This is a genomic window from Parabacteroides chongii (assembly GCF_029581355.1).
GTDB classification, from domain to species: Bacteria; Bacteroidota; Bacteroidia; order Bacteroidales; family Tannerellaceae; genus Parabacteroides; species Parabacteroides chongii.
This window is the reverse complement of sequence record NZ_CP120849.1, coordinates 1,176,289-1,197,583: the sequence shown is the minus strand read 5'-3', so window position 1 is coordinate 1,197,583 and position 21,295 is coordinate 1,176,289. Positions and strand designations below refer to the sequence as shown.

The following is a 21,295-nucleotide window of genomic DNA, read 5'->3' as shown; positions in this document are numbered from 1 at the left end:
ATCAGGGATAAAGGATATGAAACCGATTAGTCTATTACTGTTGTATGAATAGAACGCGATTTATATATATTATTGTTTGTTTACTCTGTACGGTTACTCTCGTACAAGGGGTAGAGAATAAAATCCTGTTTAACCGTCTGGATGTAAACAACGGGTTATCGTCTAATGAAGTGACCTGTATCTATAAAGACCGGAAAGGATTTATGTGGTTTGGTTCGAGTTCGGGACTGAGCCGTTTCGACGGCTATGAGTTCCGCGCCTTCCGGCATGAAGTGGACGGTGCGCTATTTTCGGAAGCTTATGTGACCCAGATCACGGAAACGGCAGACAGAAATCTGTGGATCTCTTATGAAGACGGAAAGGTTGGAGTCTATAATCCGGTTAAAAATATATTTCTGACATTGGAAGAGGCCCGGAAAGAATTGGGTTTGCCTGCTAATATATCAGGTGTCTTTCAAGGGAAAGACCTGCAATTGATTTTCAGTACTTCAGATAATCAATTGTATGCCTATGATTATTCTACCGGAAAAGCGGTTGTTTATCCGGTTGATCCGTCGGAAGGGCAGGTGTGCGATGTATATCAGAAGGGAGAGATATTGTATGTGATCCATACGTCCGGTGTGATCGAGATGATCGATTTGCAGCAGGGAAAGTCCATCTTGAAGAACGACCATCTGAAAAAGGCGTGTAAAGCCAGACGATTCATGCTGTTCGTAGATAGTGATAACGAGATCTGGGTTTATCCGGATCCGGAAAGTTATGGGGGATTGTACCGTTTCACTCCGCGGAATGGCAGGTGGAAACAATATAATACTTCTTCTCCTCTTCCCCTGAATTCTTCGCTGATACGGGGAGTGGAGGAAGATTCGGAAGGCGTGATCTGGATTGCTGCCGATCATGGTGGCCTGAATCTGCTGGACAAGAAGACGGAAACGATCCGTTACCTGAAGAATAATCCGTTCGACCTGCGGAGTATCAGTCAAAACAGTGTGATCAGTTTATATAAGGATGATACGGGAATTATCTGGACAGGTACTTACAAGAACGGTATTAACTATTATCATGAAAGTATCTTTAAGTTCCGTTCGCTCCGTTATCCGGTTATGGAGGCTGAGGATGCGGAGATCAATGACTGTAATTGCGTCCTGGAAGATCGTTCCGGGAATTTGTGGATCGGGACTAACGGGAACGGATTGTTATATTATAACCGGACAACCGGACAATACCGGAAGTATCGCCATGATCCGGCTGATCCGTCGAGTATCAGCAGTAACATTGTTGTTTGTCTGGAAAATGATGCCAGCGGTAATCTCTGGATCGGTACTTATGTCGGTGGACTGGATTGTTTTGACGGGAACCGTTTTAAACATTACCGTCCTCAGACCGACAGTTTGAAAGAGTTATCGAACAACAGTGTATACAGTCTTTATGCAGATGAGGTCGGCAATCTTTGGATCGGCACGCTGGGAGGAGGTATGGATTGTCTGGAGCTGAAGACGGGGGAATGGTCACATTTCCATTCGGGTGACCCGGAGAATCCATTGGGCTCCGATTATATTTATTCCATATCCAAAGGTAATAAGGATGAATTACTGATAGGTACCTCGTTGGGTGTGAATATGCTCGATACGAAAAGCGGGCGTGTATCTTCTTTTAAAGGGGAGATGAACAGGGGGAAAGTGTTCAATGATAAAGCGATCAATACAGTTTACCGGGATAGCCGTAATCTGTTGTGGATCGGCAGTAATAACGGACTGACCGTTTATGACCCTTCCCACGATAAACTATATCAACTGGATAAAACGAATGGTTTGCCTGACAACGATATTATGTCTATCCGGGAAGATGATACTTATGTTTTGTGGCTTGGGACGAAGAACGGTTTACTCCAGCTAACCCCACATTATAAGAAGGACGGAACATATCGGTTTAATTGTGTCACTTATTATGAGAATGAGGGTGTGCAAGGTCGTGTTTTTAACCGGAACAGTGTATGCCGCTCTGCTTCAGGAGAACTGATCTTCGGAGGAACGAACGGACTGACTGTTTTTAATCCTTCCCGGATAAAATATAATTTCTATCCTCCGGCAGTTGCCGTTACGGGTTTCCTGGTACAGAATGATCAGATTTTGCCCGGACAGCCATATAACGGGCGTATCATCCTGCAGGATGATATCAGCTATTGCAACGAGTTGTCGTTGCAATATGATGAACGTAGTTTTTCTTTGAATATCGCGGCTCTTAGCTATTTTCTTCCGGAGAAGAACCGCTTTTCGTATATAATGGAAGGCTTCGACAAAAAATGGGCTACCATCGATGCGGTAAACCGAAATATTACTTATACCAATCTTTCTCCCGGAACCTATACCTTTCTGTTGAAAGCAGAAAATAATGACGGTGTTTGGGGGCAGGAGCCGATAAAACTAAAGATAACGATCATGCCTCCTTTCTGGGCGACCAACTGGGCGATCTTTTTATATTGTATCCTGGCTGCCATTATCGTATTCGCCATTATCCGAGGTATCCTTCATATTCAAAAGCGAAAATTTGAGAAAGAGCAGGAACGGATACGGGCCAACCAGCTTCATGAGATGGATGAGATGAAATTACGCTTCTTCACCAATGTCAGCCATGAGTTTCGTACGCCTTTATCCCTGATCATTACACCGATAGAGAAGCTGATGAAGAGCGAAAGTAACCCGGAGAATCAGATGATACTGAAGTTGATCTACCAGAATGCGAACCAGTTGTTACGTTTGGTAAACCAGTTACTCGATTTCAGGAAGATCGATGTGCAGGGTGTCCAGTTACTTTTGTCCTCCGGAGATATCGTGTTGTTTGTCAGGAATATTACTTATTCATTTAAGGAACTGTCGGAGAAAAAGAATATTCGTTTTTCGTATACGACTTCCTTCCCTTCGTTGGTCATGAAATTCGATACGGATAAGGTTTTTAAGATCGTATCCAATTTATTAAGTAACGCTTTCAAGTTCACACCTGAAGGAGGGGAGATATCTGTTAACCTGAGCATGCAACAGGATGAGGAAGGAAAAAGCATGTTATTGATCCAGGTCATTGATACGGGAATAGGGATTGAAGAAGATAAATATGATCTGATCTTCAATCGCTTCTATCAGATACCGTCGGAAGATAAATCCGGAACGGTGGTTGGAACAGGCATCGGATTACATTTATGCCGTGAGTTTGTCAAGTTGCATAACGGAGCGATCTCCGTCAAAAGCCAGGTTGGAAAAGGAAGTACGTTTACGGTATCGCTTCCGATCGAACTTCCGGAGATACAGGAGATTATCTCTTCACCGGATAAATCGGATACGGCCGGAGTCGGGGAAAGGACAGGGATATCAGAAGAAAACGAAATATTCGGACAGACACAGCAAGAAAATACGGAGATGCGTACGGAGCCGAATAAACCGACTTTACTCATTGTCGATGATAATGCAGATTTCCGTGAATTCATGAAGTTGAGTTTGAGTGGCTTGTACCATGTATTTACGGCTGATGACGGTGAACAGGCCTGGAAAGTTATTCTGGCAGAACTTCCGGATATGGTAGTCAGCGATGTGATGATGCCGGTAACGGATGGGATCGTTTTGTGTAAACGAATCAAACAGGATATCCGTACATCTCATATTCCAGTAATTCTTTTGACGGCGAAATCGGCAGAAGAGAGTAAAATGACCGGTCTGGAAGCAGGAGCCGACGATTATATCGGCAAACCGTTCAATATGGATATGTTGATTCTGAAGATACAGCATCTGGTAGAAATGAAGAAACGGTTGCAGAAGCAGTTCATGCAATCATCGCAAACAGGTATTCAATTGGCCGATATCCCGATCAGTTCGATGGATGAGCAGCTGATGCGGAAAGCGATAGCCTATATCGAAGAACAAATAGCTAATCCGGAACTTTCTGTCGAGCGGTTGAGCCGGGAGATGGGGATGAGCCGTGTGAACTTTTATAAGAAAACACTTTCGATAACGGGTAAAACGCCGGTCGAACTGATTCGTGCAATCCGTATGAAACGGGCAGCGCAATTGCTGGAGAAAAGTCAGATGCGTATCAACGAGGTTGCCAGTGAGGTCGGTTTCAACGACATCAAATTATTCCGTAAATATTTCAAAGATGAATTCGGGACGTTGCCGTCCGACTACATGAAAAGAGAGTAACCATTAATATACAATTACCATGAAAGCCATTTCAATGACCATTACAGGATTTCTGATTCTTTTGTCAATGGGCAGCCAGGGAATTATTGCCCAATCGCTTCACCCTTCCGTTCCTGTGGAACACTATCGCTGGAAAAGTGTTCAGATCGTAGGCGGAGGATTTGTAGACGGGATTGTTTTTCATCCGAAGGAAAAAGATGTACGCTATTGCCGTACCGATATGGGTGGCGCCTATCGTTGGGATAAGGAAACGCAACAGTGGGTTTCTATGCTCGACTGGATCACTTATGACGATAACAATCTGGTCGGTGTGGAGAGTATTGCGGTCGATCCCAATGATCCTCAAACCGTTTATCTTTCATGCGGAACCTATACCCGTAGTACGAATGGTGCTGTCCTTTGTTCAAATGACGGAGGACGTACTTTTATCCGCACCGACATGCCTTTTACTATGGGAGGAAATGAAAATGGCCGTGGTAATGGCGAACGCATGATGGTAGACCCTTTGAATAGCGATATAATCTATCTGGGTACCCGTCTGGATGGTCTTTGGCGTTCAGCAGACCGGGGAAGAAGCTGGCAACAGGTCCGTTCGTTCCCGGATGTGGCGGAAGTTATTCCTGAGGGAGGTAATCCGTGGATGCAGGATCGTGGTTGCGGTATTAATTTAGTTTTGTTTGATCCATCGGGCGGCACAGCCGGTAAAGGTTGTTCGACTTTGTATATCGGTGTTTCACTGAAAGATCGTGATAATTTCTTTGTCAGCCATGATTATGGGGAAAGCTGGCAACCGCTTGCGGGACAGCCGGTACAATACCGTCCCACTCAGGCAGCCCTTTCAGAAGACGGCTATCTGTATATTACGTATGGCAGTAACCCCGGTCCGATGCGGATGAATGACGGGGCGGTCTGGAAATATGATCCTCGCACTGAAAAATGGCAGGATATTTCTCCGGTAAAGGCTGATCCGGATAAAGGGGCTGCTTTTGGATATGCCGCAGTGTCTGTCGACCGGCAGAATCCGAAGCATCTTATTGTCAGTACCTTCAACCGTCCGGTCGCCGGCTCGTATGCGGAAGATGATATTTACCGGACTACCGATGGCGGTAAAACCTGGAAACCAGTTTTTGCAGGAGGTGCCCGCTTCGATTATAGCAAAGCTCCTTATGTGGAGTTTACCCCATTACATTGGATGTTCGATATTGAAATAGACCCGTTTGATCCCGATCATGCCCTGTTTACAACCGGATATGGCGGTTGGGAGACATTCAATCTCGGCAATATGGATAAAAAAGAACCAACACAGTGGCAAGTGATGAGTACGGGGATAGAGGAAACTGTTCCTTTGGAATTATACAGCCCGAAACAGGGTGCGCAACTGATCAGTGCGATAGGTGACTATGGCGGCTTTACCCATTTGGATTTGGATCGTCCCGTTCCGTCTGGTAGCCATGCCGATCCCTATTATTCCAATACGACCGATATTACTGGGGCAGAAGATCAACCGGATCTGGTTGTCCGTGTGGGGACTGTTTCGCATCATCACCCTGAAGGCAAGCCGTTAGCCTATTCGATGGATGGGGGAAAGAGTTGGCTGGAGCCGGTTTCCCTGCCTCAGGAAAAAGCTCAAAATGGACATGTCGCTGTTTCTTCTGACGGACGAACCTGGATATGGACACCCGACCGCATGCCTGTCTATTATACGAATGACCGGGGGGTAACCTGGTCGACTGCAGAGGGAATCCTTGAGAATCTCCGTGTGATTGCCGACCGTGTCAATCCGAAACATTTTTACGCTCTCGATCTTTCTGCTGCTGTTTTATATGAAAGTATGGATGGCGGTGTCAGTTTCCGGTCCCACCCATTGCCTTTTGCCCCATTCGACAGTAAGGCACGCAATGCCCGTGGTGATCGCCGGGGAGGACAGGACCGTGTGTATGCTACGCCGGGAAAGGAAGGCGACTTATGGATTGCCGCTTTTGACGGCCTATATCATGGTCTTTCCGGAGAAGCATTCGTACCCCTGGATAAGGTGCGTCGCATCTACGCTTTCGGTTTTGGAAAAGCCGCGCCCGGTTCGGATTATCCGTCGTTATATCTGGCAGGGATCGTGAACGGGGTATCCGGCTTTTTCCGTTCCGATGATGCGGCCCACAGCTGGGTACGTATCAATGATGATGACCACCAATACGGATTGGTGCTGCACATCTCCGGAGATCCGAAAAGATATGGGAGAGTATACGTCGGTTCGCATGGGCGCGGAATTGTTTATGCCGACCCTTATTAGCTATATATCAGATCGATAAATCTATGTGTTTTTCCACTAATGATGGAGGTAAAAACAGGGGAATGAACAAAATTCCCCCATAAAAAACACAATTTATCCCTCTTCATTTACCGTTTTACCCGCATCGTGAAACATTATTTCCTTCGTGTTAGAGGTACATGAACTAATTTTGTTTCAGTTAAAAATTTATTTTTTACTTTAAATCAATTCAGTATGAATAAACACGTTAAAATTTTGTTGACGCTGAAGTCTTTGGGATTTGCATTCTTATTTAGTACCGGTCTTGTTGCCCATGCGGCAGTAGATAACGGTGATGTGAATCCGGCAAGCACAACTGCTATGCAGCAGTCGAAAAAAATCTCTGGTATCATTACAGATGAGAAGGGCGAACCAATTATCGGGGCGAACATTGCTGTAGTCGGTACAACGATCGGTATAATCAGTGATATGGATGGCAAGTATGAACTGGAAGTTCCGGAAGGCGCTGAGGTGAAAGTCTCCTATATCGGTTATAATCCTCAAAGTTTTAAAGTAACCCAGAAGACTTCTTATAATATAGTATTAAAAGAAGACTCCGAGATGATCGACGAAGTAGTCGTTGTCGGTTACGGTACGATCAAGAAAAGCGACATTTCCGGTTCCGTTGTTTCGGTCGACAAGGAACAGATGATGAAACGTAATCCGCTGAACCTCGCGCAAGGGTTGCAGGGCTCTGCCGCCGGTGTGATGGTTTCCAAGAACTCGGGTGACCCGGAAGGGACGGCGACAATCCGTATCCGTGGTGTCGCGACGGTGAACGGCTCGGCCGATCCGTTGTATGTAGTCGACGGAGTACAGGTCGGCAGTAATGCCAATTTTGTAAACCCTGCCGATGTGGAAAGTATCGAAGTTCTGAAAGACGCTTCCGCCACCGCTATCTACGGTGCCCGTGGTGCGAACGGTGTCGTTATGATCACGACGAAGAAAGGGGTGAAAGGGGCAACCCAGCTCAACTTCTCTGCAAACTTCGGTATCCAGAACATGACCGGTAAGCTGGACGTAGCCGATGCCGACCTTTTTGCCTACTCTGTTCGCCAGGGACGTGCCAACGATGCCGCCTCTATCCAGAACAAAGCCTTTGGTGCAGACTATGCAGGCCGCCTGCGCACCATCGACTGGCAAGACGTTATGACCCGTACCGCTTTGCAGCAGAATTACATGCTATCCGTTTCCGGTGGCAACGATAAGACACAATCGACTTTCTCGGTCGGTTACCTGAATAACGACGGCGTGATACTGGATTCCAACTTCTCCCGTCTGACGGCCCGTGCCAATGTAACTCACAAGGTAAAAGACTTTATCGAAGTAGGCGGTAACGTCGCTTTCGTTCATTCTGAAAAGGTGGGAGGCGGAAACCTCCGCAGCTATGCGACATTGACTCCGACTATGGATTATGTGGATGAAACCACCGGCCAGTTCATCAGCAACGACTGGTGCGCCAATGCAGACGGAACTTACAACGCTTTCATGCAGATCAGCGGTGAAGGCGATATCCAGAAAGGTCAGGATAACCCCTATGCCGCCAAGATGGAAGAAGATAAGACCCCTACCTATGAAAACAAATTTGTCGGCAGTGCCTATCTGAACCTGAATCTGTTCAAGGGATTACAATTCCGTACGATCGGCTCCTATACGCTTTCGACAGTAGACGGAAGCGGTTTCAATGTCGTCAATCCGCGAAGCATCACCGCAGCACAGACCAACTCCTTCTGGATGAACCAGTCGCAGGATAATAATATCGAGATCGAAAGCTATTTCACCTATAACTGGAAGAACGATATCCATAACCTGACGGTCATGGCGGGGAATTCGGTCACCAATTACTGGGGCCATTGGGTCTCTTCCAATGCAAGCAATTTCCTGGCAGACACTTATCGCCAGATGTCGTTGACCAGTGACCAGACTTCACGCATCGGCGACGGCGGTTATAATCTGAAGACGCGTTACATCTCCTGGTACGGCCGTGCCATGTACACTTTGATGGACCGTTATATCGTTACTGCTACCGTACGTCGTGACGGCTCTTCCAACTTCGGTTCGGGCAACCGTTGGGGGACTTTCCCCTCAGCTGCTTTTGCATGGCGTTTGTCGGAAGAAGATTTTATTAAGAACCTGGATCTGTTCAGCAACATGAAGCTACGTTTCGGTTGGGGACAAACCGGTAATGCAGGCAGTGCGACCAGCCTTTCCGTTGCCCAACTCTCTTCCAACCGCATTGCTTACGACTGGGGACAGTTAGGCGGTTCATCTTCCAACTATAACAAGGTAGTCGGCTTCGCTCAACTGAAAGAAATCGACACTAACCTGAAATGGGAAACGAATACACAGACAAATATCGGTCTCGACCTGGGTCTGCTTAACAACGACCTGAACATTACGATGGATTATTTCATCCGTGACTCCAAAGACCTTCTGCTTTACCGCAACATGCGCCCGTCTACCGGACACGGACAGGTTTATACCAACGCCGGACATATCCAGAACAAAGGATTCGAGTTCAGTGTGTCCTATAACAAACGTTTCGGCGACTGGAACCTCGGTGCTACACTGACCGGCTCTACGTTGAAGAACAAAGTAATCGAAGTGGGCGACCCTATCTACAACAACCTCGATGCGAACGGCGATTTGATCACCGACGACGGCGATAACTGGACCAACCACTCCGTAACGATGGAAGGTCACGCAGTAGGTTCCTATTACGGTTATGTAGTGGAAGGTATCTTCCAGAACCAGGCCGAAGTAGATGCTGCGAATGCCCTGGCAAAGGAGAACGGATACGACGCTTACCAGGTAAATGCTACCACTGTGGGCGATTTTAAATACAAAGACCTGAACGGCGATGGCCATATCGATGGTGACGACCAGAAAGTATTGGGGAACGGTTTCCCGAAGCTGAACTATGGCCTCACCCTGAATGCCAGTTGGAAGAACTGGGACGCCATGATCTACATGTACGGTGTTGCCGGTATGAAAATCAATTCATATGCAGCTATGAAAATGACGCAGTTGTATAAGACCGGTGGCGGTATCCAAAATACGTTGAAGGAATATATCAACAATGCCTGGAGCGAAACGAACACGAATACGATGTATCCGCGTATGACGATCAACGATAACAACACAAACATGAAAGCTTCCGATGCCTACGTGAAGAAAGGTGATTTCCTGAAAATAGCGAACATCCAGATCGGTTATACCTTCCCGAAACGTTGGTTGCAGCCGCTTCGCATGGACAATGCACGCATCTTCGCCTCTGTAGAGAACCTCGCATGCTTCTCCGGCTATAATAAATTCGGCGATCCGGAAGTCGGCAATGCAGCAGTCCTGCAAACCGGTTTCGACGGTGGCCGTTACCCCTATCCGCGTACATTCACATTTGGTTTGAGCGTACAATTCTAATTGTTTAATCTTATAATTCGAGTCTTATGAAAAAAATAGTTATATCTGCCTTATCGTTACTCCTTTTGCTTACGACAAACAGCTGTAAGGATTATCTGGAAGTAGACCATTACGATATTTTGCCGGGCGACTTCATGTTTCAAAGTGAAGACAATGTGGAAGGTGGCCTGATCGGTTGTTACGATACCTTCTATCCCTCCAAAGAAGACAACGAGGCCGGTGCCGACGGTTCCATGTGGGGCTTTAAGCCACAATATATGCTGTCGAACCATCCGACCCTCGACACACAGGCAAGCGGTTGGGATAAAGCCTATTGTACGGAAGACTGGACCTCTTCCAGTTCCGAGTTCCTCTCTTTATGGGTAGGCTGTTATAAGGCGATTTCCCGTTGTAACACCTTGCTCGACGGCCTGGAAAGTATGGACAACGATCTTTTCAGCGAAGGCGAAGCCGGCAAGAAGAAGATCGAAGCGCAGGCACGTGCTATCCGTGCTTACAACTACCTGGCTCTGGCGAAAAACTTCGGACGTGTGCCCATGCTGATGGCTGGCGAGACGTATGTAAATACACCTTCCAAGCCGCGCCCGGATACGGAAGATGAAACATGGCAGGTGATTATCGACGACCTCGCATTTGGTGCTTCCGTTCTCGACTGGACACCGATCAATGGCGAATACGGACGTATAACAAAAGGTTTCTGTTTAGGTTATCAGGCCGAGGCCCTGATGTATCAGGAAAAATATGCCGAAGCTAAGACTTTGCTGAAAGAAATAATCGACAGCAACACCTATTCACTGGTTCCATGCTTCAGTTATTTGTATGATCCTGAAAAAGCATGGCAAACAGAAGACGTCTTTGCCACAGTGATGTGGACAGACAATGGTAATAACATGTCGGGTGTGCAAGGGTGGTCGCCAACGGAAGATCATTATATGACAGCATGCTATTGTGCCGCTTCGATGGAGTATAACGGTTGGGGTTCCTTATTTGTTTCCTGGGAATGTTACAACTCGTTTGAGGATGGCGACCGCCGCCGTGCTGCCTCTATGGTGGCTTTGGGAGAAACAAACCCCTGGACAGGGCAAACGATCGGTGCAAACGGTGCCCCGAATGTGAAGACTGGTTCCGAATATATGCCGAATATCTCCAGTTTGAAATACTGGCGCGCCAACTGCGACTATTGGACGACGATCAACCAGCCGTTTACCATGCACCTGCTGCGTTATGCCGCCATCTTGCTGAATTATGCAGAATGTAGCTTCCAGACCGGCGATGAAACAAGTGGCTGGGATGCGATCCGCCAGATACGCGAACGTGCCTGGGGCAACCATGAGGTCAGTCTGAGCGATGCCGAATATCCGATTCCGATGCAGACTGAAACAGTGGCAGTGCCTGACGCTAAAACCTATTACACGAAATACAAAGCGGAAAAAGGTTACTCTTCCGAAACCTGGATGGTTGCCGTCAATATGGAACGTCGCCATGAGTTCAATGCGGAATTTAGCCTGTTTTATGATTTGAAGCGTACCGGAATGATCGAGGAGTTTATCAACCTGGAATATCCGAAGGGAGTAGGTACTGCTCCGGGATCGGATGCTGCTTATCAGGACTGGCGTACTTATCGTACATTCGATTATAACAAGGATAAGATGCTTTATCCGATTCCTTATCAGGAAATCTTAACGAATGCGGAGATCGGACCGGAAGATCAGAATCCAGGTTATTGATTGTAAGTGTTTATTGTAGTTTGGTAGTAACTCTTCCCTTTGGAGAGGAGGCAGGGGTGTTAAAGTCTGTTGTAGGAAAGACCTATAACACCCCCTCTATTTCCTTTTGCGGAGGAAAAACGTTACTATCAAAATGACATTGCCCTATCGGGTAAATCAGATTACTATACCATGTATTTCAGATTACCTCACCGGGTAATATTTTTTAACGTATCAAAAAGACGGTAAAATAACTTGTTGCATTTCATTATGCTATTTGGGATTGATAGGTCTTTATTAAATCTTATTCACATGAAACGAACACTTATCGGCATATATTTACTGGCTTCTGTCTTCTCCTTGACGGCTCAGGAGTTCAAGCTCAATTCATCCGGATACTTCAACAACGGGGGAGTAGATGTAATGTCGTTCAACGATTTCTATCCCGAAGGCCATCAGGGGGGCGTCAGCCTTATCATGCATGGTAACCGGATCGCTACCAACGGTGATATCCGTCTCGAAGCAACACCGGGACAATGGCAGCCGGTGCCAAAACAACTGGATCGCATTGTAGATAATACTTCCAACACGATCATCACGCGACTTTCCTATCCCGATTCTTCCCGTCATATGACAGGTTTTAATCCGATGATCTACCCTGACCTCCAATTCAATTATACGGTCCGTGTAGAAGGGAAAGGCGGGAATATCGTAGTGACAGTCGACCTCGACCGACCTATCCCGGCAGACTTCGCAGGTAAGGTCGGTTTTAATCTCGAACTTTTTCCGGGCGATCTTTTCGGCAAACCTTGGATCATGGATGAACAGGACGGTATTTTTCCACAACAGCCTAACGGACCTACTTTAAATGTACGTTCCAATCATCAGCATACAGGTAATTACTGTTCTTTTACGAAAGAAAGCGGCCTCTTGGCTGACCGGAAACAGCTGGCGGGAGACGGTTCATCTTATAATCCCATCGTCGCCGACGATCTGATAGCCGAACCTTATGCGGTTGGACATTGTTACACCGTTCGCCCTGACGACGCTTACAACAAATTTACCATCTTATCGGAAAACACAGAATTAAAATTATACGACGGACGTATGAACCATAATAACGGTTGGTTTGTCGTCCGCAGCGAAATCCCCGCCGGAGTGACGAAAGGCGCTGTCTGCTGGACTATCACTCCGAATGTAGTAAAAGATTGGCTGTATACGCCTGTTATCCAGACTTCACAGGTCGGTTATCACCCGGCGCAGCCGAAAGAAGCGATAATCGAGTTGGATAGCCGCGATAGCGCACGTCCTGAAGCTATATTATACCGTCTTACGGCAAAAGGAGAGGAGAAAATCCATGCCGTAGCCCCACAGCCGTGGGGAAACTTCCTGCGTTACAACTATCTTAAATTTGATTTCACGGACGTGAAGGAGGAAGGACTTTACCGGATTCGTTACGGAAACTCGGTCTCTTCTGTTTTTCGCATCGCCCGGAATATCTATGAACGGGGCGTATGGCAGCCGGTCCTGGAATATTTTCTTCCGGTACAAATGTGCCACATGCGGGTGAACGAAAAATATCGGGTATGGCACGACTATTGTCATTTGGACGATGCCCGTATGGCTCCCGCCCTGAATCATATCGACGGATATACGCAGAATGCTTCTACTTTGACAAAGTATGCCCCGGGGGATATCGTTCCGGGATTAAATATCGGCGGATGGCATGACGCGGGTGATTTCGACCTGCGCGTAGAATCGCAAGCCGGTGAATCTTATATCCTGGCATTGGCTTATGAGGCTTTTTGCGAGGATTATGATGTCACCTCCATCGATCATCATAACCGGATCACCGAGATCCATCAGCCGGATGGTAAACCGGACCTGTTACAACAGGTCGAGAATGGTGCCTTAACCGTAGTGGGAGGCTATCGTGCTCTGGGCCGCCTGTATCGTGGAATTATTTGCAACGACCTGCGCCAGTATGTCATGCTGGGCGATGCCGGTGCCATGACCGACAATGTGATCGGTAATGCCGACGACCGCTGGGTATTCACCGAAGATAACCCTTCCCGCGAATTAAGCACTGCCGCCGCCCTGGCTACCGTCTCCCGTGTGTTGAAAGGCTTCAACGATACCCTGAGCGTACAATCTTTGCAGGCCGCCCGCGAATTGTTTGATCGGACTCGTGTGACCGATCGTTCGGAAATAAATAAGTTACAGGCTGCCGTAGAACTTTATCTGGCAACTCACGAGGATGGATACAAAAAATATATCCTCGGCCAACAGAAACTGATCGTTGATAACATCGCCCGTACAGGCTGGTTTATCGGACGCGCCGATCAGGCCATCAAGGATAAAAAATTTACAGAGAACATACGCAAGGCACTCGCCGCTTTCCGCCGCGAACTGGAAGAACAGAAAAAGGAAACCCCGTATGGCGTCCCTTATAAGCCGAGCATTTGGGGAGCAGGCTGGGATATCCAGTCGTTCGGCTATCAACAGTATTTTCTCGTGCAGGCTTACCCTGACCTGTTCGGGCCGGAGTTGCTTTACAGCGCGCTCAACTTCGTGCTGGGCTGTCATCCGGGTAGCAATACCGCCTCCTTCGCTTCGGGGGTGGGAGCCAATTCGGCAACGGTAGCCTATGGCTTGAACCGTGCAGATTGGTCTTATATCCCCGGTGGTGTGATCTCCGGGACTGCCATGATCCGTCCGGATTTCCCCGAACTGCTGACTTTCCCATTCCTCTGGCAACAGACAGAATATGTGATGGGAGGAGGTTCCTCGCACTATATGTTCCTGGTACTTGCCGTCCGTCAATTATTGGAAAGCAAATAAAGGCTTACAAACAGATACCAACATATAAAAGAATACATATCATGAAGAACATATTGACAAGCATCGGCTTATTGGCTTTGATACAATTCCAGCCTCTTCAGGCGCAGGAATTCAAACTCGATCCTGCCGGTTATCTTCGTAATGAAGGTGTAGATATAATGGCTTTCAGCGATGTCTATCCGGAGGGCAAACAAACCGGCGTAACTATTATTATGAACAACAATCGTGTGGCTGCCAGTGGCGATATCCGTCTGGAGACCTCTCAGGGGCAATGGCAACCGCTTCCCGTTCTGCGGAGCCGCCAGGTGAATGAGGCGGATAACAGTATAACTGTTACGTTAAGTTATCCCGATTCGTCCAGGCACATGACAGGTTTTAACCCGACCCTTTATCCGGATTTTGTATTCCGGTACACGATCCGTGTAGCAGGAGAGGGTGACGATGTCATCGTAACAGTCGATCTGGATACCCCCGTCCCTCAGAAATATGAAGGAAAAATAGGTTTTAACCTCGAGCTTTACCCGGGTTCCCTTCTGGGAAAACCCTGGATCATGGATCATAAGGCCGGTATTTTTCCTGCACAGGCGAATGGTCCGACAATCTCCTGCGAATCGAATACCCAATGGCTCGGTAACTTTAATCCGGAAGGAAAGGTCGACCTGAAACATCTTTTGGGTGACGGCACCTACAACCCGATGATTGCCGACGATATCATAGCCGCCCCTTATGCCCGCGGTAAGAAATTCACCATGAATCCGGCTGATCCTTACAACAAAGTGACGGTCCGTTCAGAAATCGGAGACCTGATCCTCTATGACGGACGTATGAATCATAACAACGGCTGGTTCGTTCTGCGGACAGAGATACCGGCGGGCGTTTCCAAGAATGCGATCAAGTGGGTGATCACTCCGAATGTAGTAAAAGACTGGATGTATACGCCGGTAGTACAGACCTCGCAGGTCGGTTACCATCCGGATCAGCCGAAGATGGCTGTGATCGAACTGGATAGCCGTGATAAGCAGATCGGTGAACCGGCTCTTTATAAAATTACGGATGCAGGTGAAGAGCTTATCCTGGACGGACCGGTACAGGAATGGGGTAAATTCTTGCGGTACAACTATCTCCGTTTCGACTTTTCGTCTATCCGGGAAGAAGGCTTGTATCAGGTTCGTTACGGTGAATCCGTTTCTCCTGTATTCCGTATTGCCGAAGACATTTATGAACGCGGCGTCTGGCAGCCGGAACTGGAGTACTTCCTGCCGATCCAGATGTGTCATATGCGGGTAAACGAAAAATACCGTGTCTGGCATGACCTTTGTCATATGGATGATGCCCGTATGGCTCCTGTGAATCTGAGCCATATCGACGGATATTCTTCAGGGCCGTCTACACTGACACAATACCAGCCGGGTGATATTGTACCCGGTCTGACCATCGGCGGCTGGCATGATGCCGGTGACTATGACCTCCGCGTGGAATCGCAGGCAGGAGAGGCTTATATCCTGGCATTGGCGTATGAACATTTCGGTATCGATTACGACGCGACAACGATCGACCATCATAAAAGGGTTACCGAGATTCATCAGCCGGACGGCAAACCGGACTTGTTGCAGCAGGTGGAGAACGGTGCATTGACCGTTGTGGCAGGTTATCGTGCTCTCGGACGTCTTTACCGCGGGATTATCTGTAACAGTGTCCGCCAGTATGTCCATCTGGGAGATGCCAGTGCCCACACCGACAATGTGACTGGAAATGAAGACGATCGTTGGGTATTCACAGAGGATAACCCGTATCGAGAACTGACGACTGCTGCCCAGTTGTCAGCAATCTCCCGGGTTTTGAAAAACTTTAACGATACATTGAGTACACAGGCATTGGATGCAGCGAAAGAACTGTACCGGATCACCCGGACTGATGAGCGGACTAAAGGAGCTAAAATACATGCGGCAGTCGAACTGTATCTGACAACCGGCGATAATTCCTATAAGGAATATGTGCTGGCCGAACAGGATTATATCGTTCAGCACATCGATCGTCTCGGCTGGTTTATCGGTCGTTTCGATAAAGCGGTGAATGATAAGAAATTCTCGCAGTCTATCCGTAAAGCATTGGTTACCGTTCGTGATCAGTATGAGAAAATGAAGTTGCAAACTCCATACGGCGTACCCGAAGATCGTGGAAACCTGAGTTCTGGTTCCTGGGATGTGCAGACGTTAGGCTATTATTACTGCTTCCTGCAGGATGCTTATCCTGATCTGTTCACACCAGACTATATTTTCAATGCAATTAACTTTATCCTGGGCTGCCATCCGGGAAGTAACACGGTCTCTTTTGCTTCCGGTATCGGAGCGAATTCGGCAACAGTGGCTTATGGAGTGAATCGCGCCGATGGTTCTTATATACCGGGTGGAGTTACTCCGGGAACAGTCCTGATTCGTCCCGACTTGCCGGAACTGGTGCCGTATCCGTTCATCTGGCAGGAAGGTGAGTATTGTATGGGGGGCGAGGCTTCTTACTTTATGTATATGGTGTTGGCTGCCCGGAAGATACTAAATGAAAAATAGGATTGTAAAACGCATTTATTTCAATGAATATGAAACGAATATATTATCTTCTGTCAGCATTGCTGATCTCCTCTTCCATTTTTGCCGGTAATTACCGGAGCTTCAAAGTCTCGGTTTATACCCGCGCATATGAGGTAGAGAAGATGAAAGATCTTGCGTGGCTGGATTCCACCTGGAATATAATCTCTCAACAGGTAAAGGTCGATAAAATCTATTTGGAGACGCACCGTGACCTGTTGATCGTTCCCGATGAAACCCTGGAACAGGCAAAGAAGTACTTCCTCGACCGAGGAATCGAAGTGGGTGGCGGCATCACCTATACGATCAATGAAGCGAATAACTTTGAAACCTTCTGTTATTCCGATCCCGAACATCGGAAGATGGTACAGGAGATAGCTGAACATACAGCCAGACATTTCGATGACTTTATCCTGGATGATTTCTTCTTCACCAGCTGTAAATCGGATATAGAAATAAAGGCCAAAGGCAGTCAGAGCTGGAGCGATTACCGCACTAAACTGATGACTGAAGCCGGTCAGACGTTGGTTCTGCAACCGGCAAAGAAAGTTAATCCGAATGTAAAGGTGATTATCAAATATCCGAACTGGTACGATCATTTCCAGGGATTGGGATTCGATCTGAAGAACGGTCCCCGGTTGTTTGACGGTGTATGGACCGGAACGGAAACCCGTGATCCGGGTAATGCCCAGCATTTGCAAAATTACCTGAGCTATAACGTGGTTCGGTATTATGAGAATCTGCGCCCCGGTCATAACGGAGGTGGTTGGGTGGATGCCGGTGGTTCCGAACTGGGAATGGACCGTTATGCTGAACAACTTTGGCTAACCATGTTCGCCAAAGCCCCTGAAATGATCCTTTTTGCCTATAACCAACTGTTGGATGTAAAGATCAGACCGGAGCACCGTACTCCCTGGCAGGGACAAGGAACCAGTTTCAGTTACGATGACATGATGAAGCCGGTCAGATCAGCCGACGGACAACAGGTGCAGCCAACTACGATTGCCCGTCCAGCCGGTGTGACTTTCGAACAAATAGATAAGTTTGTCCATAAGCTCGGGAAGCCGGTCGGGATTAAGTCTTACAAACCTTATCATTCGCTGGGGGATGACTTTCTTCCGAATTATCTGGGAATGATCGGTCTGCCGATGGATATGTATCCCGAATTTCCGACAGATCAGCAAGTCGTTTTGCTGACTGAACAGGCTAAATATGATCCGGTACTGCTTCCAAAGATGAAGGCCCAGTTACAGAAAGGCGGAGATATAGTGATTACCAGTAACCTGTTGAAAGCTATACCGGAACAAATTGCCGAGATTGCTGAATTGCGTTGTTCAGATCTGAAAGCATTGGTGAATGATTTCGGGTCTTTGGGTAAATCCGGTCGTGACCTGTTGATTCCTCAGGTTCGTTACCAGACAAACGACGCCTGGGAGCTGGCAAGTGCCGGGCGTCCTCTCAAAGGAGGTGTCAGTGGATATCCGATGTTGCTTCGGGCTCTTTATTCGAAAGGTAGTTTGTACGTGATCACTATTCCGGATGATATGGGAAGTCTATACGATCTTCCCGAAGGCGTACTGAATATATTCCGCCGGGTGATGAGCCAGGATCTGCCTGTGCGTATCGAGGCTCCGTCCAAAGTGAGCCTGTTTCTTTATGATAACGGGACATTCATTGTGGAATCATTCAATGATGAGCCTGTCACGATCCGGGTGATCACAGATGAGGGAGTAAAGCAACTGACTGATATTGTCGACGATTCCGTTGTGGTTCCGGTGAGTGAAGAAACTTCGTTCAAAGGATTCCGCTTGACACTTATGCCTCATTCGTACCGTGTATTCAAATATTAAAACAGATAGATCATGAAAAATAAGAAATTATTTCTGTCATTAACTTTGGCTGCTTTGGGTGGATTACCTTTGCAGTCACAGGCACAGCTTCAGATTAATTCGGGTTCACAGTATCTGATGAACCAGGCGAAAGATATGAGCACCGATTTCGGTGATTTCACCAACATCTTTTTCTTTGCAGATGAATTGTCATCATTTGATGTAGCAAAAGCCAGCGGTACCGTTCGATGGAAACGGTACACGCAGGAAAGCCGCCAGGCGTTCAATACAAATACAGTATTGCCTGTACCCCTGAAAATGCAGGATTTCCCCTTTACAGCTTATGTAAATGATCCCGAATTAAGATTCTCTATCGACTTTGTCTCTCCCCGTACGGTCCGTGTTCGGATGTTAACGACACCGGTGGAACCGAAGGATGAAACCTCCCTGATGCTTGCCAAAGAACCAGGCAAAGACAGCTCCTGGAAGGGAACAGAAACGGGGAATGCCGTGACATATGCAAATGCCAACGGCAGTATAACCATTGAAAAGAACCCCTGGCGTATCGTTTTGCGTGATGCGAATGGCAAGATCATGACGCAGACCCGTACATTGCATGATAACGACTCGACCCAGGCTAAGATTGTCCCGTTCAATTTTATCAAACGCGGATCGGATAACAGCCGGAGCATTAATCCGGTATTCTCTCTGGCTCCGAACGAAAAGATTTTCGGTTGCGGTGAGTCTTTCGGTCCTCTGAATAAAGTGGGACAGAGAGTACACCTGTTTGTAACCGACCCCCAAGGACCTGAAACCGACCAGCAATATAAACCTATTCCCTTCTTTATGAGTAACCGCGGCTATGGTATGTTCATGCATACCTCCGCCCCGGTGACTTGCGACTTTGGTGCGACCAATATCAATGTCAATAAGCTATTCATGGGTGATGAGACAATGGACTTTTTCGTTTTCTTCGGAGAACCGAAAGATATTCTGAATGAATATACGGAGATTGTGGGTAAGCCGGGAATGCCGCCTCTGTGGTCGTTCGGAACCTGGATGAGCCGCATCACTTATTTCTCACAAAAAGACGGATACGACGTAGCAGAAAACCTGCGTAAACATAAGATCCCCTCTGATGTGATTCACTTTGATACCGGCTGGTTTGAAACCGACTGGCAGTGCGATTACCAGTTTGCTCCGAACCGCTTCTCCGATCCGCAACTGATGTTGGATGATCTGAAAAAGAAAGGCTTCCATACTTGTTTGTGGCAGTTGCCTTATTTCACGCCGAAGAACCGTTTCTTTAGCGAGCTGATTGAAAAGGACCTGTATGTGAAGAATGGTAAAGGAGAACTTCCTTATGAAGATGTTGTATTGGATTTCTCCAATCCGAATACGGTTAAGTGGTACCAGGACAAATTGGCCAACCTGATCAAGATGGGGGTAGGCGCTATCAAGGTCGATTTCGGTGAAGCCGCTCCGTTCAATGGCATCTATGCTTCCGGTAAAAGCGGGTTTTATGAGCATAATCTTTATCCGTTGAGATATAATAAGGCTGTTGCCGATATTATCAAGGAAGTACATGGCGAAAATATTATCTGGGCGCGTAGTGCCTGGGCAGGCTCACAGCGTTACCCGTTACATTGGGGTGGTGATGCCGAGAATACAGATATGGGTATGTTGGGAACATTGCGTGGCGGTCTGTCCTTCGGTTTGAGCGGATTCTCTTTCTGGAGCCATGATATCGGAGGCTTTGTAACATCTACTCCGGAGGAACTCTATCGCCGCTGGTTGCCGATGGGATTCCTATGCTCTCACACCCGTGCACACGGTGCACCTCCTACAGAACCCTGGTTGTATAATGAAGGATTCCTGAAAGCTTTCCGTCAGAATGCGGAATTGAAATATAAACTGATGCCGTATGTCTATGCACAGGCAAAGGAATGTACGGAGAAAGGTCTTCCGATGATGCGTGCTCTCTTTGTGGAATACCCGCATGATGCCGGTGCATGGCTGGTTGAAGATGAATACTTGTTCGGTAGCCAGATGTTGGTCGCCCCGATGATGGAAAGCGGTTCCGAACGCGATGTCTATCTGCCGGAAGGTAAATGGATCGATTACCAGACCGGAAAAACGTATGCCGGAGGTTGGCATACTATTCAGACAGGAACAATACCTGCTGTGATCCTGGTTCGTGACGGTTCCGTATTGCCACATATCAAACTGGCACAAAATACAGATGAGATGGATTGGAGCCAGCTCGAACTGAAAGTCTATGCTTCCGATGCAACCGAAGCAACCGGACTGGTTTGCCTGCCGTCAGACAATCAGCTTCATCCGTTGACAGTCTCTGTAAAAGGGCATCAGGTGAAAGCCGACGGCCTGGAAGGAAAAGTGAAATTTAAAGTGACAGACTAATAAG

At 47.5% G+C, this 21,295-nt stretch carries 8 protein-coding genes; all 8 read left to right on the top strand.

The window, feature by feature from the left end:
• Positions 1-44: 44 nt before the first annotated feature.
• On the top strand, positions 45-4,187 hold the full coding sequence (locus P3L47_RS04815) for a hybrid sensor histidine kinase/response regulator transcription factor (RefSeq protein WP_277782851.1): 4,143 nt from the start codon (positions 45-47) through the stop codon (positions 4,185-4,187).
• Positions 4,188-4,206: 19 nt separating this feature from the next.
• Positions 4,207-6,474: a beta propeller repeat protein gene (locus P3L47_RS04810; RefSeq protein WP_233577155.1), complete on the top strand. Its 2,268-nt coding sequence runs from the start codon at positions 4,207-4,209 to the stop codon at positions 6,472-6,474.
• A 213-nt stretch (positions 6,475-6,687) separates the two neighbouring features.
• Complete coding sequence (locus P3L47_RS04805; protein ID WP_233577156.1) at positions 6,688-9,912, top strand: SusC/RagA family TonB-linked outer membrane protein; 3,225 nt, start codon at positions 6,688-6,690, stop codon at positions 9,910-9,912.
• A gap of 26 nt (positions 9,913-9,938) precedes the next feature.
• The gene (locus P3L47_RS04800; protein WP_122362232.1) at positions 9,939-11,639 is read left to right on the top strand and encodes a RagB/SusD family nutrient uptake outer membrane protein; all 1,701 of its coding nucleotides are present in this window, start codon (positions 9,939-9,941) and stop codon (positions 11,637-11,639) included.
• Positions 11,640-11,930: 291 nt separating this feature from the next.
• The gene (locus P3L47_RS04795; protein WP_122362233.1) at positions 11,931-14,459 is read left to right on the top strand and encodes a glycoside hydrolase family 9 protein; all 2,529 of its coding nucleotides are present in this window, start codon (positions 11,931-11,933) and stop codon (positions 14,457-14,459) included.
• A gap of 41 nt (positions 14,460-14,500) precedes the next feature.
• A complete protein-coding gene (locus P3L47_RS04790; protein ID WP_122362234.1) occupies positions 14,501-17,023 on the top strand; it encodes a glycoside hydrolase family 9 protein in 2,523 nt (840 codons plus the stop codon).
• Between the two features lie 29 nt (positions 17,024-17,052).
• Positions 17,053-18,891: a hypothetical protein gene (locus P3L47_RS04785; RefSeq protein ID WP_233577158.1), complete on the top strand. Its 1,839-nt coding sequence runs from the start codon at positions 17,053-17,055 to the stop codon at positions 18,889-18,891.
• 12 nt (positions 18,892-18,903) lie between these two features.
• On the top strand, positions 18,904-21,291 hold the full coding sequence (locus tag P3L47_RS04780) for a glycoside hydrolase family 31 protein (protein ID WP_277782850.1): 2,388 nt from the start codon (positions 18,904-18,906) through the stop codon (positions 21,289-21,291).
• The last annotated feature ends 4 nt before the right edge of the window (positions 21,292-21,295 follow it).